Consider the following 19,490-nt stretch of genomic DNA (forward strand, 5'->3'; position numbering starts at 1 on the left):
CGCAATCGCCGTTATCGGCTTTCGGCCATGCCGTCGCTGGCTAGGCTGCGCGCATGTCATCCGCCATCACGCTTCCCGATTCTTACGGTCGCGTGCTCGCGGAACTGAAGCTGCGGGTCCGGGCTGCGCAGCACAGCGCCCGGCGCCGGGTCAACAGCGAGCTCGTGACGCTCTACTGGTCGATCGGCCGCACGATCCTCACCGAGCAGAACGAGCGAGGCTGGGGCGCGGGCGTCGTGAACCAGCTGGCCCGGGACCTCTCGGCAGCCTTTCCCGGAGTCGCTGGCTTCTCATCCACGAACCTCCGCTACATGCGCGCGGCCGCCCTCGCGTGGCCGGACGCAAATCTCCCACAACCTGTGGGGATTTTGCCGTGGGGGCACGTGCGTCTCCTCCTCGACCGTTTGGCAACCCGCGAAGAGCGCGATTGGTATGCCGAAGCTGCGGCCGCACACGGATGGTCGCGCAGCGTGCTGCTCGACCGCATCCAAGCCCGCGTCCGAGAGCGCACGGGCGCAGCGCCGTCGAACTTCTCGCAGCGGCTCGGCCTCGAGGATTCTCAAGCGGCAGGTCTGCTCGCGCGGGACCCGTACGTCTTCGACTTCCTGGATGTGACGGAGGCGGCTGCCGAGAAGGATGTCGAACAGGCGCTGGTCGCCAAAGTGGAAAGCACCCTGCTGGAACTCGGCGAAGGGTTCGCCTTCGTCGGCAGGCAGAAGCACTTCGCCGTCGAGGGCGATGACTTCCACATCGACCTCCTCTTCTTCCACACGGCTCAGTTGCGCTACGTCGTCATCGAGCTGAAGATCGGGCGATTCGAGCCCGCATTTGCAGGGCAGCTCGGCTTCTACGTCGCGCTGGTCGACGACCGGATGCGACTCCCGATCCACAACCCGACCGTCGGCATCCTGCTCTGCACCGATCGCAATGAAGCCGTGGTCAGGTACAGCCTCGGTGCAACCGACCAACCGCTCGCCGTCAGCACCTACACCTACGACGCATTACCCGCGGACGAGCGACAAGCCCTCCCTTCGGAGAAGGCGCTCGCCGCCGCCCTCGAGGGCCGCTGACCGCGTTCGCCCCCCGCACACCCACCTCCACCACACCCGTCCTTGCGCCCGCGCAAGGGGTTGAGCCGCCCGTTTCCCCGGCGCACCCTCGCATCATGGATCAGCGAACGACGACGTCCGCCGGGGATTCGTCCCGGATCGAGGACGTCTGGGGAGCGCGCACCCCATACGCGCGCGGAGATCTCTGGCCCGAGCGCGCCGATCAGGCGCTCGAGGCCGGGCTGACCGAGGCCGACGTCGACCGGTGGGTGCGCAGCGCCTGCGTGCTGTGCAGCAACGGTTGCGGCTGCGACATCGCGGTCAAGGACGGGCGGATGGTCGGCATCCGGGGCCGCACTGACGACCACATCAATCACGGCAGGCTCGGGCCGAAGGGGCTGTACGCCAGCTGGCAGGGGATGCGGGGCCGCGACCGGCTGGAGCATCCGCTCATTCGCCGCGACGGCGAGCTGGTGCAGGCGACCTGGGACGAGGCGATGGAGGCGATCGTCCAGCGCAGCAAGCAGCTCCTCGACGAGGTCGGTCCGCTCAGTCACGGCTTCTACACCTCGGGCCAGCTCTTCCTCGAGGAGTACTACGCGCTCGCGGTGCTGGGCAAAGCCGGCGTCGGCACCCCGCACATGGACGGCAACACGCGCCTCTGCACCGCGACCGCCGCGACCGCGCTCAAGGAGACCTTCGGGGCGGACGGCCAGCCGGGCTGCTACGAGGACATCGACGAGTGCGACGCGATGTTCCTCTGGGGACACAACCTCGCGGCGACGCAGACCGTCACCTGGTCGCGGGTGCTCGACCGGCTCGCCGGTCCCAACCCGCCACGGCTCGTCGTCATCGACCCGCGCACGACGGCCACGGCGAAAAAGGCCGAAGTGCATCTGGCGCTCAAGCCCGGCACCAACCTCGCCCTGCTGCTCTGCCTCGAGCGCGAGCTGATGGTCAACGGCTGGGTCGACCAGGAGTTCGTGGATGCCCACACCGTCGGCCTCACGGAGCTGCAGGCCCAGGTCGACGAGTGGACGCCGGAGCACGCCGCCGAGGTGTGCGGGCTGGACCCGGAGGACATCCGCCGCGCCGCTCGCATCTTCGCCGAGTCCCCACGCGTGCTGTCGACGGTGCTGCAGGGTTTCTACCAGGCTCCGCAGGCGACCGCTTCGGCGTGCCAGGTCAACAACCTCCACCTCCTGCGCGGGATGATCGGCAAGCCGGGCGGGGGCATCCTGCAGATGAACGGGCAGCCGACCGCGCAGAACAACCGCGAGTGCGGCGCCGACGGCGACCTCCCTGGCTTCCGCAACTGGGAGAACCCGGACCACGTCCAGCAGCTGGCCGACCTGTGGGGTGTCGACGCGCTCAAGATCCCGCACTGGGCGCCGCCGACGCACGCGATGCAGCTGTTCCGCTACGCAGAGCAGGGGTCGATCTCGTTCCTCTGGATCTCGGCGACCAACCCCGCGGTGTCCCTCCCGCAGCTGCCGCGCATCCGCGAACTGCTGGCGAAGGAGGACCTGTTCGTCGTCGTCCAGGACCTCTACCTGACCGAGACCGCCGCGCTCGCCGACGTCGTGCTCCCCGCCGCGGGCTGGGGCGAGAAGACGGGGACGTTCACGAACGCGACGCGCACCGTCCACCTCTCCGAGAAGGCGGTCGAGCCGCCGGGCGAGGCGCGGGCCGACCTCGACATCTTCCTCGACTACGCGAAGCGGATGGGCTTCCGGCGCAACGACGGCAGCCCGCTGCTCCCCTGGGCCGGCCCGGAGGACGCGTACCGCGCCTGGCAGGACGCCTCCCGTGGCCGTCCCTGCGACTACACCGGCATCTCCTACGACGACCTGCGCCGCGAGTCCGGCATCCGCTGGCCGCGGCGCGAGGGCGAGACGGAGAGCGTGCAGCGGCTCTATACCGACGCCGACTTCCCGTCGCACCCCGAGTACTGCGAGAGCTACGGGCACGACCTCCTCACCGGCGGCAGCGTGGGCCAGGAGTCGTACAAGGCGCTCCGCCCCGACGGTCGCGCGATGCTCAAGTCTGCGCCGTACAGCGGCCCGCACGAGCCGCCGGACGACGAGTACCCGCTTCGCCTGACCACGGGCCGGAGCGTCTACCACTTCCACACCCGCACCAAGACCGGCCGCACGACCGAGCTGATCGAGGCGGCGCCGGAGGTGTGGCTGGAGCTGGCGCCCGAGGACGCGGAGACGCGCGGCATCGCGGAGGGCGACATCGTCGAGGTGGTCTCGCGCCGAGGCCGCATCGTCGCGCCGGTGCGCGTGAGCGACATCCGGCCGGGCGCCGTCTTCGCGCCCTTCCACTACGGGTACTGGGATGCGCCTCCCGGCGCCGAGGAGCGGCGGCCCACGGCGGCGAACGAGCTGACGATCACCGAATGGGACCCGGTCTCCAAACAGCCGATGTTCAAATCCGGTGCCGTGCAGGTGCGGCGCCTCGAGGAAGGGGCGGCATCGTGAAGCTCCCGGTCTATGTGACGCTTCTCGCGGAGTCGGAGTCGACGCTCGCCCGGTCGTACCGGCAGGTCGCCGACGCGCACGGCGACGAGCCCGATATCCACTTCCTCTGTCTGACGCTCGCGAAGCAGTGCGAGAACCACCGGCAGAAGCTCGACGAGGTGATCGAGCGGATCGGACGCGCGCCGGCCGACGACGAGCCCGAGCGCCTGCACGCCGACGCCATCGAGGAGCCGCGCTCCGGTCCGCTCGGGGTCCTCCGCGACCTCCAGGACCTCTACCTGCTCGCCAGCCTCACCGACGTCACCTGGACGGTGGTGAAGCAGGCGGCCGAGGCGCTGGTCGACCACCATCTGCTCGACATCGTCGAGAGCTGCCAGAAGGAGACGGCCGTGCAGCTGCGCTGGCTGATCACCCGGATGAAGCAGGCCGCGCCGCAGGCGCTGATCGCGGCGAAGTGATGGACGGCGTCGCGGCGGTGATCGTCGTCGCCGGCGGCCGGTCGAGCCGGTTCGGCGCGGACAAGCTGCAGCACCGGATCGGCGGACGGACGCTGCTCGAACGGACCGTGGATGCGGCTGGCGCCTGCGCGCCGGTGGTTCTGGTGGGTGCGGTCGACGCGCCGCCCGGGGTTGCCGTCGGGGTCTCCGAGTGGCCGCGGTGGGGCGGCCCGTGCGCGGCCATCGCGGCGGGAGTGGAAGCGGTGCCCGGCATCGAGGGGGACGCTCTGATCGTGTCCGCCGACCTGGCCGACCCCGTCGCCGCCCTGTCGGCGTTGCTCGCGCTCGAAGCCGGCGTGCTGACGGCCGGCGGGCGCCCGCAGTGGCTGCTGGCCCGGGCGCCCCTGGCGGCGCTGCGCGCGAGGCTCGATGCTCTTCGTGCCGACCGACCGACGCTCGCAGGCGCATCCGCCGCCGCGCTGGTCGACGTGGTCGAGGCCCGGCACGCGGTCGACCCGCAGGTCTGCGCCGACATCGACACCCCGTCCGACCTGCCGCACGCCCTGCCGTTTGCGGCCGACCCCACGAGGGAGCTGATCCATGGAACCGTCTGAACTCGACGACTGGGCCGCCGAGGCCGCCGCCGCGGTAGGAGTGACCCTCCAGCCCGGCGACATCGGCGCCGTTCTCGACCTGGCGCGGGATGCGGCACACGGTGTCGCGCGTCCCGCCGCCCCGCTCACCACCTTCATCGCGGGTATGGCGGTGGGCCGCGGACAGCCGACCGCCGAGGCTATCGCCGCGCTGGTAGATGCGATCGGGCGGCGAAGCGCGGTTGAGGGCAGCCCGTCCGAAGCGGGCACGGAAGGGGAGGGGTCGTGACCACCTGGCACGAGGCCCGCGACATCGCCGCCGCCCTCGGCCGCGATGCGCCGACGCGCGTCCTCACCGTCCCGCTCGCCCGCGCCGCCGGACTCACGCTCGCCGGAGACGTACGCTGCGAACGCCCGCTGCCGCGTTTCGACAATTCGGCCATGGACGGCTGGGCGGTCGCGGGCGACGGCCCCTGGCAGGTCGGGGAGCCTGTGCTCGCGGGCAGCATCCCGCCCTCGATACCGCTCGAGCCCGGGCAGGCCCGGCCCATCGCGACCGGCGCTCCGGTCCCTCCCGGCACGCTGACGGTGCTCCGGAGCGAGGACGCGATCTGCGAGCCCGAGGGTGACGGCAGCGTGATCGACGCGCTGGGGACGCCCGACCCGGGATGCGACATCCGTCGCGAGGGCGAGGAGGCCGCGACGGGGGACACGCTGCTGACCCGCGGCGCCGTCCTCTCGCCGCCCGGCATCGGCTTGCTCGCCGCGGCCGGCGTAACCGAGGTGGATGTGTCGGCGCCTCCCCTGGTGACCTTCGTCGCAATCGGCGACGAGCTCGGCGCCCCCGAACTCGATCCCGGCCATGTGACCGACAGCCTCACGCCGATGATGCCCTCGCTTCTGGCTGCTCTCGGCGCTCGCTGCGCCACAACCGCCCGCGCTCTCGACCGTCCGGGCGACGTCGCGACGGCGATCCGCCGCGCCCGGACCGAGACCATCGTCACCTCGGGAGGCACCGCTCACGGGCCGGCCGATCCGCTGCGGGCGGCTCTGGACCGGCTGGAGGCGCGCGTCCTGATCGACGGCGTCGACCTGCGTCCTGGCGGATCGGTGCTCCTCGCGCGCCTGCCCGACGGGCGACATGTGCTGTCGCTTCCCGGCAATCCGCTCGCAGCCGTGATCGCGCTGCTGACCGTCGGCTGGCCGTTGCTGCAGGCGAGGATCGGGCGCGACGTTCCCGCTGCGACGCCCTGCACCGCCGGGCTGCACGCGGGACTCGCCGGCATCGCAGCGGCCGACGGCCGCGAGCGGGCCGTCGCGTGCGTGCTCGAGGACGGCATCCTCACCCCGGTGCCGCACCAGCGGTCCGGGATGCTGCGCGGCATCGCCGCGGCCACGCACCTGGCCATGATCCGCGGCTCCCACGGCGAACTCCTCCGCCTCCCCTGGGCCTGCGTCTGACGACCCTCCCGTCCCCGACCACCAACCGCCGCGAACCGGACCCGTCGCCTCGCGTTCGAAGGAGATTCGGCCGATTTCCGCCCGCTTCTCCTATCACACCGCGTTCCGTAGGAGTTTTCGGCCCTGTTCTCCTTCTTTCCTCGACAAAGGGCCGGGCAGCACCGCTGCCCGGCCCCGCGCGACACCCGCGCCTACGGCGTCGGCATACCGCCCGTCACGGCCAGCGTCTCGCCGATCACGTAGCTCGACTCCGGCGAGGCCAGGAAGACGTACGCCGGCGCGAGCTCCGCCGGCTGGCCCGGTCGGCCGAGCGGCGTCTGCTGCCCGAACTCGGGGATCGCCTCCGGCGGCTGGCCCTTGCTGACCTGGAGCGGCGTCCAGATCGGGCCCGGAGCCACGGCGTTCACGCGGATGCCCTTCGGCGCGAGCTGCTGGGCGAGCGCCTTCGTGAACGCGTTGATCGCGGCCTTCGTCGTCGCGTACTCGACGAGGGTTTCGCTGGGCGAATAGGCCTGGATGGACGTCGTGTTGATGATCGTCGCGCCGGCCGGCAGGTGCGGCAGCGCCGCGCGCGTCAGCCAGAACATCGCGTAGATGTTCGTCTTCATCGTGTGGTCGAACTGCTCGTCGTTGACCTCGGTCAGGCTCTCGGTCGCAATCTGCTTGCCTGCGTTGTTGACGAGGATGTCGATCCCGCCGAGCTCGTCGAGGGTGCGCTTCACGACCTCGTCGCTGAACGCGCGCTCCTTGAGGTCGCCGGGGATGGTCACCGCGGTGCGTCCCGCATCGCGGATGAGCCCGGCGATGCGCTGCGCGTCCTCCTCCTCTTCCGGGAGGTACACGATCGCGACGTCGGCGCCCTCGCGGGCGAAGGCGATCGCGGTGGCGCCGCCGATGCCGGAGTCGCCTCCGGTCACGATCGCCTTGCGGCCGGTCAGGCGGCCCGAGCCGACGTAGCTGTCCTCGCCGAGGTCGGCGCGCGGCTGCAGGTCGCTCTCGAGGCCCGGCTCGGGCACCTGCGTCTCGTCCGGATGGATGACCGGGTAGCGGTCCACGGGGTTGTCGAAGGTGAACTGGTTCTCTGGCATGCCCCTACGCAAGCACGCACCCGGCCCGGCGTCCCGGGGCTGGCGACACGTGGACGCGAGGGGTAGGCCCTATTGCGCATCTCGTCCCCGTATGCCAGCATTGAGACGAATTGATACCGGTACCAAAAACTGGATCGGTGGAGGGAGACACATGCTGGGCTTCAACGAAGAGGAATACCTGGAGCAGGTTCGGAGCACCGTCGCGCTTCGACCGCAGATCGAGGAGCTGGCCGAGCGCGTCAGCGCCGGACGCTGGAAGAACATCTACTTCATCGGCGCGGGCGGCACCTACGCCGCCGCGCTTCCCTACGAGCGCTTCTTCCAGACGCACTCGTCCTTCCCGGTGCGCGCCGTCATCGGCAAGGAGTTCGTGCTCGCGCCGGACCCGCAGTTCGGCCCGGACTCGGTCGCGATCTTCGCCTCCGTGTCCGGCACCACCGAGGACATCCTCGAGTGCGTGGAGTTCGCCCGCGAGAAGGGCGCGCTCACCGTCGGCTTCACCGGCTACCCGGAGAGCCCGATCGCGTCCGCCGTCGATGAGGTGCTGCTCTCGGCGCCGAAGGCGTGGCCGTTCGACGTGCAGTTCCTGACCTTCGCGGCCAAGTTCCTCTCGCTCCGGGGCGAGTTCGACGGCTACGACCGCCTGATCAAGGACCTCGAGGCGCTGCCCGAGGCCCTGATCGCCGTCACCGAGCAGGCCGACCCGATCGGTCAGGCGTTCGCCGAGAAGCACGCCGAGAACGACTACCACTTCCTGACCGGCGCCGGCCAGCTGTGGGGCTTCACCTACCTCTACTCGATGTGCATCCTCGAGGAGATGCAGTGGCTGACCACCACGCGCGTCCACGCCGCCGAGTTCTTCCACGGCTCGCTCGAGCTGATCGAGAAGGACACGAGCATCATCGTGTTCGCCGGCGAGGACGAGACCCGGCCGCTCACCGATCGCGTCATTTCCTTCTCGAAGGAGTACTCCGACGACGTCACCGTCATCGACACCAAGGACTACGCGCTCCCGGGTGTGAGCGACGAGTTCCGCGGTCTGCTGGCGCCGATCGTCGTGGACGCGGTCGTCGACCGCTTCAGCAAGCACCTCGCGAAGGTGCGCGACCACTCGCTCGACCTGCGCCGCTACTACCGCGTCGTGGCGTACTGAGCAGGCGTCGATGAGCACGGTGCGCGTCCTCGGTCTCGGGGACAACATCGTCGACCGGTTCGTCGACCGCGGCGTCGAGTACCCGGGCGGGAACGCGGTGAACGTCGCGGTCTTCGCCCGGCAGCTCGGCGCCGAGGCGGCGTACCTGGGGGTCTTCGGCGACGATGAGCAGGGGCGCTTCGTGCGTGCGGCCATCGAGGACTGCGGGGTCGACACCTCGCGGTCCTCGGTGCGCCCGGGTCCGAACGGGATCACCGAGATCGAGACGGTGGACGGCGAACGCCGCTTCCTGGGCTGGAACCAGGGCGGCGTCACGATCAGCGATCCGGTGCGCCTGGGTGAGGAGGATCTGCGCTACATCTCCGGCTTCTCACTGGTGCACTCCAGCGCCTATTCGGGCATCATCCCGGAGCTGCCGAAGCTGGCACCCACGCGCGTGCTGCGGTCCTACGACTTCTCGTCCGAGCCGGAGTACCGCACGACGGAGTACCTGAACGCCGTCGGTCCGTGGATCGACCTCGCCCTCGTCTCGCTCGGCGGCCTGTCCCGCACGGACACGTGGGCCGAGCTCAGACGCATCGCATCGCACGGGCCGTCGCTCGTGCTGGGGACCCAGGGGGACGATGGTGCGGTGCTGTTCGACGGCGACGCCTACTACTACTCGGACGCGGCGCCGGTGCCCGGTCCGTTCGTGGACACGATGGGATGCGGCGACGCGTACGTCAGCGCGTTCGTGGTTGAATTGCTCCGATCCGGCTGGCGCAGGAATGCGCGGGCCGGCGGCGCCGCTGTTCATCGGTCGATGCGGCGGGCGGCGCAGCACGCCGCGCGGCAATGCACGGTCGAGGGCGCGTTCGGTCACGGGCGCGCGGTCGACCTGGCGGCGCGGGTCGGCTCGTTGCCGCCGGTGACGGCGGGCGACGCGGGCTAGGGCGAAGGCCGCCCCGGATCAGGAAGGGGTGGCGATGTCCACGGAGCGGGACCACCGCACTCCCTCGCCGACGATCTCCGAGGTGGCGGCCGCGGCCGGCGTCGGCCGCGCGACCGTCGCCCGGACCCTCGGCGGCTACGGCTCGGTGAGCCCGAAGACGCGGGACCGCATCCTCGCGGTCGCCAAGGAGCTCGGCTACCGCCCGAACACGATCGCCCGCAGCATGACGACGGGCGAGACGCGGACGCTGGGCGTCGTGCTCGCGGATGTCGGAAACCCGTTCTTCGCAGGGGTGCTGCGCGGCATCAGCGACGCCGCCCGCAAAGCCGACTACGACGTGCTGGTGCTGAGCACCGACGAGAACCTGCAGCTGGAGGCGGCCGCGATCGACGTGCTCGTCGACAAGCAGGTCGACGGGATCGCGCTCGCGCCCGCAGCCGGCCGGTCGGCGTCCCTGCCGCACCTGGAGATCGTCGCCAAGCGCGAGATCCCGCTGGTGCTGCTCGACCGACTCGTGGACACGGTGGATGCGGACGCGGTCGTGATCAACAACCGCGAGGCGTCTCGCCAGGCCGTGCTGTCCCTCATCGAGAAGGGGCACCGGCGGATCGGCTTCGTCTGGGGTCCGGTCACCAACGAGCCGGCGGCCGACGCGGACGACCTGCGCCGCATCCTGGACCACGCGCTGTGGTCGGACGGCGAGCGCCTGCTCGGCTACCTCGAGGCGCTGGAGCACGCGGGCATCCCCTTCGACACGTCGCTTGTCACGCACGTGCTCAAGAACGAGTCGCAGGCCACCAGGGCGGTGCTGGGGATGCTGGCGCTGTCCGACCCGCCGACCGCCATCTTCGCGACCGAGACGGATGCGCTGACCGGCTCGCTGCGCGCCATGCGGCAGCGCGGACTGCGCTGCCCGGAGGACGTGTCGCTGATCGGCTTCGACGACAGCTCGTGGGCGAGTGTGATGACGCCGCCGATGTCGGTCGTCGCCCAGCCCATGCACCAGCTCGGTGAGCTGACAGCCGAGTGCCTGCTCGCCCGCGTCGCGGGCAGCGAGGCGCCCGTGGCCACCCACGTCCTCGAGGCCGACTTCATCGAGCGCGACTCCGTCGCCCCGCCGCCCTCCCGCGCCTAGCCGCTCCCTCCCCTGCGCCCCACCCCACCCACTCTCGGTGACTTGCTCGTTGTTGCGGTCGCCACGCCGTCGCGCGCAGCAACAACGAGCAACTGACGAAAAGGAGGGAGGCGAATGCGAGCCTTTGGGCAGTGTTGATACCGGTACCAAAATCCCGTATAGTCATCGCAATCGGTCGCGCGATGCGACCCACGATCCAAAGACGGGTCAGCGGACGAACCCGACCGCACCGACCCGCACGACGGGAGATGAGCGTGAAGAAGACCAGGACCATCACGGCAGCGGCAGCGGGCGTCATGGCGCTCGCGCTCACCGCCTGCTCCTCCGGCGGCGGCGCCAGCGCCGACATCAGCGCCAAGCCGGACTACTCCGGCAGCATCAGCATCCTCACCGCCGCCGCGGGCGACCCGCTCGGCTCGTACTTCGAGGACCTGGTGAAGGACTACAAGAAGCTCCACCCGGATGTGAAGATCACGCTCGCGCAGGAGACCGACGACAACGCGATCAAGGACAAGGAGAAGGTCCTGATCGGCTCGCAGTCGCTGCCCGACATCTACTTCAGCTACGCCGGCAACTGGGGCGAGAACTTCGCCGCCAACGGCCTCGCGGTCGACCTCACCTCGGTCATCGCGCCGGGCACCGCCTGGGGCGACACCTTCGGCGAGGGATCGCTCAACGCCTTCAAGTACGACGGTAAGTACTACGGCATCCCGCAGTACGTCGACGGCAAGTTCATGGGCTACAACAAGAAGGTCTTCTCCGACCTCGGCCTCGACGTCCCGAAGACGCTTGAAGAGCTGATCTCCGACTGCTCCACCATCAAGGCCGCGGGCATCACGCCGATCGCATTCGGCAACAAGGACGGCTGGCCCGGCCTCCACTACCTCGGCCAGCTCTTCGCCTACGACGTCCCGCAGAAGACCCTCGAGGCCGACCTGCTGCCGAAGACCGCGAAGTACACCGACGAGGGCTACCTGGAGGGCATGAAGCAGTTCCAGGAGCTGGTGACCCAGTGCACCGGCGACGCGGGCAACTCCAACGGCGTCACGTACACGACCGCCCAGCAGCAGCAGTCGACCGGCAAGGCGGCGATGTACTACCAGGAGCTCATCGAGTTCGACTCGGTGAACACCGACGACAGCCAGCTCAAGAAGGACGGCTTCGGCATCTTCCAGCTCCCCGCCGCCGAGGGCGCCAAGGGCGACACCTCGACGCTCGAGGCCGCGCCCGAGGGCTACATGATCAACAAGAAGAGCAAGAACGCCGCGCTCGCCCTCGACTTCATGAAGTTCGTCATGAACAAGAAGAACGCGACCACGCTGTCCTCCCCGCCCTACGGCCAGCCGAGCGCGGTGAAGGATGTGGTGACCGACCAGACGTCGAGCCCGGCCGTCGCCGAGGGCACCAAGCTCGTGAACGACGCGAAGTCGACCGTTGTCTGGCTGGACATGGCCAACGTGCCGTCCGTCGGCGACGCGTGGGTCTCCGTCTCCGAAGGTCTCGTCTCCGGCAGCCTCACCCCCGAGGCCGCGTTGAAGGCCGTGCGACAGGCGTCCGAGAAGGCGAAATGACCACCACCCAGGCGCCACAGGCTCCCGTCCGGCCGCGGATCGACCGCGGCCGGACGGCCCCGGCCCCGGGCGACGTCGCCCCCAAGGCGGCGAAGCGGGGCGCCGCCGCTGGCGCGGCCTGATCTGGCTGGTCCCGGCGCTGGCCGTGCTGGCGATCTTCGTCTACTGGCCGCTCCTCCAGAACATCGTCTTCAGCTTCCTGAAGTGGAACATCTATAGCGGCGACCAGACCTTCGTCGGCGTGGACAACTACGCCGAGCTGGCGCAGGACCCGATCTTCTGGAAGGCCCTCGGCAACAACACCTGGTACGCCGCGATCTCGATCGTCTTCCAGGTCTTCGGCGCCCTCGTCCTCGCCGCGATCGTGGAGAGCGTGCGCAGCGAGCGCTGGCGCAAGGCGTTCCGCGCGATCTACTTCATCCCGTCGGCGATCTCGCTGACCGTCGCCGGCCTGCTGTTCTACTTCATCTACCAGCCGCAGACCGGCCTCCTGAACGTCTTCCTCGCCAACCTCGGCCTCGGCCAGTTCTCGCAGGCGTGGCTCGGCCACGAGGGCACGGCGATCTTCGCGATCATCGCGATGAGCCAGTGGCAGGGCTTCGGCTACAGCGTCCTCCTGTTCTCGGTGGCGCTGCAGCGCATCCCGCAGGAGCTGTACGAGGCCGCGAACCTCGACGGCGTCGGCCCGGTGCGCCGGTTCTTCCAGGTCTCGCTGCCGCTCGTGCGCGAGATGACCGGCCTCATGATGATCGTCACGATCTCCGGCGCCTTCCAGGTCTTCAACGAGGTCATGGTCATGACCAGCGGCGGCCCGAACAACTCCAGCCAGGTGCTCGGCACGTGGCTGTACCACGCCGGCTTCGTCACCAACGACTTCGGCTCGGCCGCCGCGATCGGCGTCGCCATCTTCATCATCACGCTGCTGCTCGCCGCGGCGCAGCTCGGCTACTCGCGCAAGAGGAGAGTGGAATGGTAGCCCTCGCCCGTCTCGGCCGTGGTGTCCGCACCGCCCTCATGTGGGCGCTGCTGATCGCGCTCGCGGTGCTCGTCCTCTATCCGCTGCTGTGGATGGTGACCAACGCCCTCAAGACGAACACCGAGCTGTTCGGCAACCCGTTCGCGCTCCCGACCGAGTGGCTGTGGCAGAACTTCGGCAAGGCGTGGAACCAGGGCGTCGGCGACTTCGTCTTCACGAGCGTTTCGTTGACCGTGCTGGCGACCCTCATCACCGAGCTGATCAGCGCGTGGGCCGCGTACGGGCTGACCCGCATCAACATCCCGCTCAACCGCACCTTCACGGTCATCGTGCTGGCCGGCCTGATGCTCGCGCCGACCGTCGCGCTGATTCCGCTGGTCAAGCTGTTCCAGGCCTGGGGGCTGTACGACACCTTCTTCGGCCTGCTGATCCTCTACACGGCGTTCCGCATCCCATTCACGGTGTTCCTCATCCGCGCGTACATGCTCGACCTGCCGCGCGAGGTGGATGAGGCAGCCTCGATCGACGGCGCCTCGCGTGCCGCGACGTTCTGGCGCATCATCCTGCCGATGAGCATGCCGATCATCGCGACGACGATCGTGCTGAACGTGCTGCAGAACTGGAACGAGTACCTGTTCGCGATGATCTTCACCAGCGGCACCGGCGTGCAGACGCTGCCGGTGGGCCTCGCCGACATGATGTCGAAGAACGGCACCCAGTATCCGGTCGTCTTCGCAGGGATGGTGATGGCCGCCCTCCCGATGGTGATCCTGTTCTTCGTGTGCCAGCGCTACTTCGTGCGCGGTCTCGCCGGCGGCGTGGGCAAGTAGCGGGGTGCGGACGTACCTCGAACTCGTTCGCGTCCCCGGCGTTCTCCGGGTCACGGTCTCGCAGCTCGTCGCGCGCTTCCCGCTCGGGATGCTGTCGCTGGCGGTGCTGCTGTACGTGCGGCACGCGAGCGGGTCGTACGCGCTGGCCGGGCTGGTCGTCGCATGCGTCAGCGTCGGCGAGGCGATCGCGATGCCGCTGGTGAGCCGGTCGGTCGGCGTGCTGGGCATCCGGACGCCGGTGCTCGCCGCCGCGCTGTTGAACGCGACCGGGATGCTCATGCTCGCATTCGGGCCGCCGTCGCCCGCGCTCATGCTGGTGCTCGGCGGGGTGATCGGGGCGTCCGTCCCGCCGCTCATGCCGGTGGTGCGCGCGCTGTACCCGAGGCTGGTGCCGCGACGGGCGGTGCCGGCGCTCTTCGCGCTCGACACCTCGGCGCAGGAGCTGATCTGGATCACCGGCCCGGTCGCCGCCACGCTGCTGAGCGGGGCGGTGTCGACGCAGGCGCCGCTCGCGCTGGCCGCCGCTGTCACGCTCGGCGGGACGGCGTGGTTCCTGCTCACACCGCACATCGCTGGGGTGCGGCTGCCGCGCAGCGAGTCGCGCCCGGGCGTGGTGCTGCTTACGCGGGCCGTCCGGCTGGCGGCCGCCGCGAGCTTCGCGCTCATCGCGTCCTTCGGAGCGCTCGAGCTGGCGCTCATCGCGCGGTTCGACGGCGACAGCGTCCTCGCCGGGGTCGCGATCGCGGTCTCGAGCCTGGGCTCCCTGGTCGGCGGCATCGCCTTCGGCCACCGGCGTATCGGCCCGCGGGCCCTGGCCGCGATCCTGGGAGGGGTCGCCGTGGCGACGGCCGCCGCCGGGCTGGTGCCCGGCATCCCGCTGCTGTACGGCGTGCTGTTCCTGTCGGGCCTGGGATTCGCGCCGTCGCTCGCCGCGCTCTACGCGATGGTGTCGGCCGCGCTGCCGGAGTCGTCCACCCCGGAGGCGTTCGGCTGGCTGAACACGGCCGGCCTGATCGGCGCCGCGACGGGAACGGCCGTCGCCGGCGTCCTCGGCGACGCGCTCGGCCCCGCCGGCCCGTTCGTCGCGGCGACCGTCGCCTCCGTCGCCGCCGCGCTCCTCCCGCTGGCGCCGGGCCTGCGCCCGCGCCCGCCCGCCGCCCCCGCTGACGCGCCTTCGTGACGCCGGCATCTACTGGTCCCAACACGCCGTTACGACACCACCCATAACGGCGTGTCGGGACCACTAGATGGGCATCAGACTGGTGCCCATTGACCCCGCCGTAGAACGACCTGTCAACGGCTGGGATCGGGCGGATTAGGGGGCTCCTCTGGTGGCACACACCAGAAAGGGGAACCCATGTTCTTCCACCGACAGGAGATGCAGCACACCGCGAAGCCGGACAAGCCGGACGCGGTCTACGCCCGCAAGCTGCAGGAGGTGCTGGGCGGCCAGTACGGCGAGATCACCGTCGCCATGCAGTACGGCTTCCAGGCCTGGAACGTCCACATCCCGGGCAAGTACCGTGACCTGCTCTTCGGCATCGGCGCGGAGGAGTTCGGCCACGTCGAGATGCTGGCGGTCATGATCGCGCAGCTGCTGGAGAAGTCCCCGCTCGGGATCACGGAGGACGCCGTCCAGGACGACCCGGTGGTCGCCGCGGTCGTCGGAGGCACCGACGTGCAGCACGCGATCGTAGCGGGCGCGGGTGCGCGTCCCGTCGACAGCAACGGCAACCCGTGGCAGGGCAGCTTCATCACGTCCAGCGGGAACCTGCTGGCCGACTTCACCGCCAACGCCAACGCCGAGATGCAGGGCCGCCTCCAGGTCGCCCGGCTGTACCACATGACCGACGACGCCGGCGTTCGTGACCTGCTCTCGTTCCTGCTGGCGCGCGACACGATGCATCAGAACCAGTGGATCGCCGCCGCCGCCGAACTGCGCGAGGAGGGCGCGGAGGACCTGCCGGTGCCGAGCAACTTCCCGCTCAGCAAGGAGGACCGCGACGTCGCCTACCAGTACATCAACTTCTCCGACGGCCCGGCCGCCGCGGAAGGGCGCTGGGCGAGCGGACCCACGCCCGACGGCAAGGGCGAGTTCACGTATCTCGACGGGCCGCAGGCCACGGTGCCCATGCCGCCGCCGACGCATCCGGACTCGCGCTTCTACGGCACCACCGAGCTGCCGAACACCGTCGAAAAGGTCGCCGGAGCGGTCCAGGACAAGCTGCACAAGGAATGACCGCGCGGGCGGGCGTCATGATGCGGCTTCCTCGTCGTCTGAATGGGTGAGACCCCTTTCCGACGACGAGGAGACACCATGACGTCCGTCCCGCCGGCCCCCAAGCAGCCGACCATCCCTTCCGCGCCCGGGTACGGCGCTGCCGGCTACCCGCCCGCGCCACAGCCGGCGAGTCCTTCGACGAATGCGCTCGCGATCGTCGCCTTCGTCTGCTCTTTCGTCGTCGCGCTCGCCGGCATCATCTGCGGCCACATCGCGCTTTCGCAGATCAAGCGGACGGGGAGAGCGGCCGCGGCCTCGCACTGGCCGCGGTCATCATCGGCTATTGCTCCCTCGCGCTGACAGCGGTCCTCGGCTTCTTCTTCATCGTCCTCATCGCCGCCGCGGCGACCGCCGGAGGCGCGAGCTACTACGGCTAGTCGTCACTCCTCATGCGGCACCTTCGCATCACGTGGAACGTGCCCAGGGCGGTGTTCGCCCGCATCGCGGATGACCATCTCCGCGGTGGGATCGGTCCAGAGATCATCGTCCACGGCGCGCTGAGCGTCTGCCACTGCTTCCCCTACACGACTGAGTGAGTAGCGACTCAGCGCCTCGGCTCGACTCAGCGGCCGAGCGTCGCCTCAGGGCCTTCGCCGTACTGGGCGCGATAGCCGCGTGTGAAGCGGTCGAGGTCGGCGAAGCCCCAGCGTCCGGCGAGCTCCGCCAGATCGGTGGACGTGGGATCGGAGACCAGCAGGTCGGTGCGGGCGGCGGACAGCCGCACGGTCCAGAGGTAGCTGCGAGCGGTCGTGCCGTGGTGGGCGCGGAAGGCCGCATTCAGCTGGGTGATCGTGATGCCGGCCGCGTTCGCGATGTCGCCGACCGTGATCGGCAGCGAGGCGTGGTCGTCGATGAAGCGCACGGCAAGGCGGTGCTTCTCCTGCAGCGCTGCCGCAGAGAGCGGCCGCTCGGCTGGATCGGCACTGAGAGGGAAGCACTGCAGCGCCGCCATGGCGAGCGTGTGGAAGAGGCTCGCCCGCACCAACGGGTGGCGGAACGTGCCCGACTCCATGTATTCGGACGCCACCGTCGCGGCGGTCATCATGTACTCGGCGCGCCGCGGGTCGATCGTCTCGGCCGAGCCGAAGACCACCGGGCCCTCATGACCGAACGCGGTGGCCGCCACATCCCGCAGCACATCAGGGGAGAGGAAGATGTTCACTACGTCGCTGTCCCGGGCGTAACAGGTGAAGTCATGCCCTGGCCGGATGAGGAAGGGCGCGCGCGAACCGAATCCGCGCTCGCCGTCGATCTCCCAGCGGTAGACGTCGCTCTTGACGTTGACGATGACGACGTCGTCGAAGTCGCCGGACGTCTCCCATTCACCCCCGATCGCGTAGCGGGCGACCGAGAACGACGGATCGATCACCTGATCGACCTCGAAAGCGAAGTCGTTCTGGGGGAGCTGCGCGAACTCGAACCGCCCCCGGCGGCAGCCATCGCCGCATCCGCCTCCTCCGGGTCGGAGGTGTGGCTGTGCAGGCGCGTGATATCAGCCATCCGTCAACGCTATCCCGAGCCCCTGACAGTGACCAGGGGACGAGTCAGTCCGCGTGACCGAGCACGTGGACCGGGATCCCGAACGACAGCGCGATGCACAGGATGCCGGCGAAGAACACCAGCCCCTGGAACGCGGGCAGCGTGTCCGCGAGCCCGAGCAGGAAGATTCCCACCAGGAACAGCAGGAAGCACAGGATGAACGCGATCACGTCGCCCATAGGTCACTTCTTCTTTCGCGCGGCCGCGCTCTCGCGGCGGTTGGCCTTCTTGATCTCGTCGACCAGCTCGTCCTTCGTCATCCGGGTGCGCCCGGAGATGTCGAGACGCTTCGCGACGTCGAGCAGGTGGCTTTTGGACGCGTTCGCGTCGACGCCCTCCTGCGTGCTCGCCTTCGTGTTCCGACCCCCGCGGCCTTGCGGTCCGAGGGTCCGTTCTGCGCTTTGCGCTCCCAGTGGTCGCCCACCTTCTCGTACTCGTGCTTCAGCGCGGAGAAGGCGGTGCGGTGGGCCCGCTCGCCCTCGCCGTACTCCTTGACCGCGGAGTCGTGCGCCTTCGACCAGAGCGCCTGCGCGTGCTTCTCGGAGCGCTCGAGGGTGGAGGGAAGCTCCTCTGATGCGGGCATGATCCTGTGGTACTCCTTCCGCCGCCGGTGGGGCTAGTACTCCTCCACAGCTACCCCTCTCAGACGAGTTTTCAACGGGTTCGTTGCCGCCCGGCAGGCGCGCGTACCCTCCGCTGCAGTCTGGAACGACCGACCGAGGGAGACAACATGAAGGCCATCGTGTGGCACGGCGTCGGAGACATCCGTCTCGACGACGTTCCCGATCCCACCATCCAGGAGCCGACGGATGCGATCGTCCGCATCACGACCAGCGCGATCTGCGGCACCGACCTGCACATGATCCGCGGCACCATGGCGGGCATGAAGGAGGGCACCGTCTTAGGCCACGAGGCCGTCGGCATCGTCGAAGAGGTGGGGGACGCCGTGCGCGGCTTCTCGCCCGGCGACCGCGTCATCGTCTGCTCCACCATCTCCTGCGGCGTCTGCCCGCAGTGTCGCGCCGGCAACACGGCGCAGTGCGACGTCGCCAACCCGAACGGCCCGTCGGCGGGCACGTCCTTCTTCGGCGGTCCCGAAACGACCGGCCCGGTGAACGGTCTGCAGGCGCAGTACGCCCGCGTGCCGTGGGCGCAGCACACGCTCATCCCTCTGCCGGAGGCGGTGAGCGACGAGCAGGCGATCCTGCTGTCCGACATCTTCCCGACCGCGTGGTTCGGGGCAGAGCTCGCCGGTGTGAAGAAGGGGGACACCGTAGCGGTCTTCGGCGCCGGGATCGTCGGCCAGCTGGCGATCGCGTCCGCGTTCCGCCAGGGCGCAGGGCGCGTGTTCGCCGTCGACGGCATCGAGACCCGCCTGGCTCAGGCGCTCGCGCAGAACGCCGAGATCGTCGACTTCAATCGCGAGGCGCCGGTCGACACCATCCTCGAACTCACCCGCGGCGCCGGAGTGGACGCCGTGATCGACGCGGTCGGCGTCGACGCGCAGCGGCCCAAGACCGGCCCGGCAGCGGAGCAGACCGCCGAGCAGGTGCCTCAGTTCGAGGAAGCGCAGCAGGAGGTCGCGCCCGAGACCAACCCGCAGGGCGACCAGTGGGTGCCGGGCGACGCGCCGACGCTCGTCTCGCAGTGGGCGGTCGAATCGGTGGCGAAGGCCGGCCGCATCGGCATCATCGGCGTCTACTCGCCGCAGCTCGCGCACTACCCGATCGGCGCGGCGATGAACAAGAACCTCACCGTACGCATGGGGAACTGCAACCACCGGGCGGTCACGCCGCCGCTGATCGATCTCGTCGCAGCCGGGCTCTTCGACCCCACGCCGTTCATCACGCAGGAGGTCGGGGCGGTGGATGCGCTCGAGGCCTACGAGAGCTTCGATCGACGCGAGGAGGGGTGGCTGAAGACGATCCTCGACCCGTCGGCGTGATCGGTGGGGATACCG

20 protein-coding genes and 1 pseudogene are annotated in these 19,490 nt (G+C 69.7%); 17 read left to right on the forward strand and 4 right to left on the reverse strand.

Going from position 1 to position 19,490, the window contains the following annotated elements; translation table 11 throughout:
- Positions 1-53: 53 nt before the first annotated feature.
- The 6 genes from ACRAWB_RS14335 to ACRAWB_RS14360 all read left to right on the forward strand — a co-directional run bounded on the left by ACRAWB_RS14335 (position 54) and on the right by ACRAWB_RS14360 (position 6,026).
- Complete coding sequence (locus ACRAWB_RS14335) at positions 54-1,070, forward strand: PDDEXK nuclease domain-containing protein (RefSeq protein WP_431353926.1); 1,017 nt, start codon at positions 54-56, stop codon at positions 1,068-1,070.
- Between the two features lie 95 nt (positions 1,071-1,165).
- Positions 1,166-3,535, forward strand: a complete 2,370-nt coding sequence (locus ACRAWB_RS14340) for a molybdopterin oxidoreductase family protein (RefSeq protein WP_431353927.1) — start codon at positions 1,166-1,168, stop codon at positions 3,533-3,535.
- Positions 3,532-3,993, forward strand: coding sequence for a hypothetical protein (locus ACRAWB_RS14345; protein WP_431353928.1), 462 nt, complete (start codon positions 3,532-3,534; stop codon positions 3,991-3,993). The genes ACRAWB_RS14340 and ACRAWB_RS14345 overlap by 4 nt, the downstream gene beginning before the upstream one ends.
- Complete coding sequence (locus ACRAWB_RS14350) at positions 3,993-4,586, forward strand: NTP transferase domain-containing protein (protein WP_431354522.1); 594 nt, start codon at positions 3,993-3,995, stop codon at positions 4,584-4,586. Before ACRAWB_RS14345 ends, ACRAWB_RS14350 begins: the two co-directional genes overlap by 1 nt.
- Positions 4,573-4,854, forward strand: a complete 282-nt coding sequence (locus ACRAWB_RS14355) for a DUF6457 domain-containing protein (protein WP_431353929.1) — start codon at positions 4,573-4,575, stop codon at positions 4,852-4,854. The genes ACRAWB_RS14350 and ACRAWB_RS14355 overlap by 14 nt, the downstream gene beginning before the upstream one ends.
- Positions 4,851-6,026 carry a molybdopterin molybdotransferase MoeA gene (locus ACRAWB_RS14360; RefSeq protein ID WP_431353930.1) on the forward strand — a complete coding sequence of 392 codons (1,176 nt, stop codon included), beginning with the start codon at positions 4,851-4,853 and terminating at the stop codon, positions 6,024-6,026. The genes ACRAWB_RS14355 and ACRAWB_RS14360 overlap by 4 nt, the downstream gene beginning before the upstream one ends.
- Before the next feature lie 191 nt (positions 6,027-6,217).
- Here the strand turns inward: ACRAWB_RS14360 and ACRAWB_RS14365 are convergent, their stop codons facing one another.
- Complete coding sequence (locus ACRAWB_RS14365; RefSeq protein ID WP_431353931.1) at positions 6,218-7,114, reverse strand: SDR family oxidoreductase; 897 nt, start codon at positions 7,112-7,114, stop codon at positions 6,218-6,220.
- A gap of 151 nt (positions 7,115-7,265) precedes the next feature.
- Between ACRAWB_RS14365 and ACRAWB_RS14370 the strand changes: the two genes are divergently transcribed.
- From ACRAWB_RS14370 to ACRAWB_RS14415, 10 genes are all read left to right on the forward strand, one after another.
- Positions 7,266-8,267: an SIS domain-containing protein gene (locus ACRAWB_RS14370; RefSeq protein ID WP_431353932.1), complete on the forward strand. Its 1,002-nt coding sequence runs from the start codon at positions 7,266-7,268 to the stop codon at positions 8,265-8,267.
- Between the two features lie 10 nt (positions 8,268-8,277).
- Positions 8,278-9,198, forward strand: coding sequence for a PfkB family carbohydrate kinase (locus ACRAWB_RS14375; protein WP_431353933.1), 921 nt, complete (start codon positions 8,278-8,280; stop codon positions 9,196-9,198).
- Positions 9,199-9,232: 34 nt separating this feature from the next.
- Positions 9,233-10,333 (forward strand): LacI family DNA-binding transcriptional regulator, encoded by a 1,101-nt coding sequence (locus ACRAWB_RS14380; protein ID WP_431353934.1) that lies wholly within the window; start codon positions 9,233-9,235, stop codon positions 10,331-10,333.
- A 248-nt stretch (positions 10,334-10,581) separates the two neighbouring features.
- A complete protein-coding gene (locus ACRAWB_RS14385; protein ID WP_431353935.1) occupies positions 10,582-11,904 on the forward strand; it encodes an ABC transporter substrate-binding protein in 1,323 nt (440 codons plus the stop codon).
- Complete coding sequence (locus tag ACRAWB_RS14390) at positions 11,901-12,026, forward strand: hypothetical protein (protein WP_431353936.1); 126 nt, start codon at positions 11,901-11,903, stop codon at positions 12,024-12,026. Before ACRAWB_RS14385 ends, ACRAWB_RS14390 begins: the two co-directional genes overlap by 4 nt.
- Before the next feature lie 23 nt (positions 12,027-12,049).
- Positions 12,050-12,880 carry a carbohydrate ABC transporter permease gene (locus tag ACRAWB_RS14395; RefSeq protein WP_431353937.1) on the forward strand — a complete coding sequence of 277 codons (831 nt, stop codon included), beginning with the start codon at positions 12,050-12,052 and terminating at the stop codon, positions 12,878-12,880.
- Positions 12,874-13,710 (forward strand): carbohydrate ABC transporter permease, encoded by an 837-nt coding sequence (locus ACRAWB_RS14400; protein WP_431353938.1) that lies wholly within the window; start codon positions 12,874-12,876, stop codon positions 13,708-13,710. The genes ACRAWB_RS14395 and ACRAWB_RS14400 overlap by 7 nt, the downstream gene beginning before the upstream one ends.
- Before the next feature lie 4 nt (positions 13,711-13,714).
- Positions 13,715-14,890, forward strand: a complete 1,176-nt coding sequence (locus ACRAWB_RS14405; protein ID WP_431353939.1) for an MFS transporter — start codon at positions 13,715-13,717, stop codon at positions 14,888-14,890.
- Between the two features lie 177 nt (positions 14,891-15,067).
- Complete coding sequence (locus tag ACRAWB_RS14410) at positions 15,068-15,949, forward strand: manganese catalase family protein (RefSeq protein WP_431353940.1); 882 nt, start codon at positions 15,068-15,070, stop codon at positions 15,947-15,949.
- A 78-nt stretch (positions 15,950-16,027) separates the two neighbouring features.
- Complete coding sequence (locus ACRAWB_RS14415) at positions 16,028-16,291, forward strand: DUF4190 domain-containing protein (protein WP_431353941.1); 264 nt, start codon at positions 16,028-16,030, stop codon at positions 16,289-16,291.
- A gap of 262 nt (positions 16,292-16,553) precedes the next feature.
- Here the strand turns inward: ACRAWB_RS14415 and ACRAWB_RS14420 are convergent, their stop codons facing one another.
- From ACRAWB_RS14420 to ACRAWB_RS14430, 3 genes and pseudogenes are all read right to left on the reverse strand, one after another.
- A complete protein-coding gene (locus ACRAWB_RS14420) occupies positions 16,554-17,360 on the reverse strand; it encodes a helix-turn-helix domain-containing protein (RefSeq protein ID WP_431353942.1) in 807 nt (268 codons plus the stop codon).
- A 175-nt stretch (positions 17,361-17,535) separates the two neighbouring features.
- Entirely contained in the window at positions 17,536-17,709 is a 174-nt protein-coding gene (locus ACRAWB_RS14425) for a hypothetical protein (protein ID WP_310132241.1), read from the reverse strand.
- A gap of 3 nt (positions 17,710-17,712) precedes the next feature.
- A pseudogene (locus tag ACRAWB_RS14430) lies at positions 17,713-18,113 on the reverse strand (ChaB family protein).
- A 147-nt stretch (positions 18,114-18,260) separates the two neighbouring features.
- Here ACRAWB_RS14430 and ACRAWB_RS14435 point away from each other — a divergent pair.
- Complete coding sequence (locus tag ACRAWB_RS14435) at positions 18,261-19,475, forward strand: zinc-dependent alcohol dehydrogenase (protein WP_431353943.1); 1,215 nt, start codon at positions 18,261-18,263, stop codon at positions 19,473-19,475.
- Positions 19,476-19,490: the final 15 nt, after the last annotated feature.

This window comes from Leifsonia poae (assembly GCF_050632865.1).
Taxonomy (GTDB): Bacteria; Actinomycetota; Actinomycetes; order Actinomycetales; family Microbacteriaceae; genus Leifsonia; species Leifsonia poae_B.

Excerpts from the sequence above, each read along its gene's own strand:
- ACRAWB_RS14415 (WP_431353941.1), top strand. The coding sequence starts at position 16,028 with ATGACGTCCGTCCCGCCGGCCCCCAAGCAGCCGACCATCCCTTCCGCG.
- ACRAWB_RS14400 (WP_431353938.1), top strand. The coding sequence starts at position 12,874 with ATGGTAGCCCTCGCCCGTCTCGGCCGTGGTGTCCGCACCGCCCTCATG.
- ACRAWB_RS14425 (WP_310132241.1), bottom strand. The coding sequence starts at position 17,709 with ATGGGCGACGTGATCGCGTTCATCCTGTGCTTCCTGCTGTTCCTGGTG.
- ACRAWB_RS14355 (WP_431353929.1), top strand. The coding sequence starts at position 4,573 with ATGGAACCGTCTGAACTCGACGACTGGGCCGCCGAGGCCGCCGCCGCG.
- ACRAWB_RS14435 (WP_431353943.1), top strand. The coding sequence starts at position 18,261 with ATGAAGGCCATCGTGTGGCACGGCGTCGGAGACATCCGTCTCGACGAC.
- ACRAWB_RS14375 (WP_431353933.1), top strand. The coding sequence starts at position 8,278 with ATGAGCACGGTGCGCGTCCTCGGTCTCGGGGACAACATCGTCGACCGG.
- ACRAWB_RS14385 (WP_431353935.1), top strand. The coding sequence starts at position 10,582 with ATGAGCGTGAAGAAGACCAGGACCATCACGGCAGCGGCAGCGGGCGTC.
- ACRAWB_RS14365 (WP_431353931.1), bottom strand. The coding sequence starts at position 7,114 with ATGCCAGAGAACCAGTTCACCTTCGACAACCCCGTGGACCGCTACCCG.
- ACRAWB_RS14410 (WP_431353940.1), top strand. The coding sequence starts at position 15,068 with ATGTTCTTCCACCGACAGGAGATGCAGCACACCGCGAAGCCGGACAAG.
- ACRAWB_RS14370 (WP_431353932.1), top strand. The coding sequence starts at position 7,266 with ATGCTGGGCTTCAACGAAGAGGAATACCTGGAGCAGGTTCGGAGCACC.
- ACRAWB_RS14350 (WP_431354522.1), top strand. The coding sequence starts at position 3,993 with ATGGACGGCGTCGCGGCGGTGATCGTCGTCGCCGGCGGCCGGTCGAGC.
- ACRAWB_RS14335 (WP_431353926.1), top strand. The coding sequence starts at position 54 with ATGTCATCCGCCATCACGCTTCCCGATTCTTACGGTCGCGTGCTCGCG.
- ACRAWB_RS14380 (WP_431353934.1), top strand. The coding sequence starts at position 9,233 with ATGTCCACGGAGCGGGACCACCGCACTCCCTCGCCGACGATCTCCGAG.
- ACRAWB_RS14390 (WP_431353936.1), top strand. The coding sequence starts at position 11,901 with ATGACCACCACCCAGGCGCCACAGGCTCCCGTCCGGCCGCGGATCGAC.
- ACRAWB_RS14340 (WP_431353927.1), top strand. The coding sequence starts at position 1,166 with ATGGATCAGCGAACGACGACGTCCGCCGGGGATTCGTCCCGGATCGAG.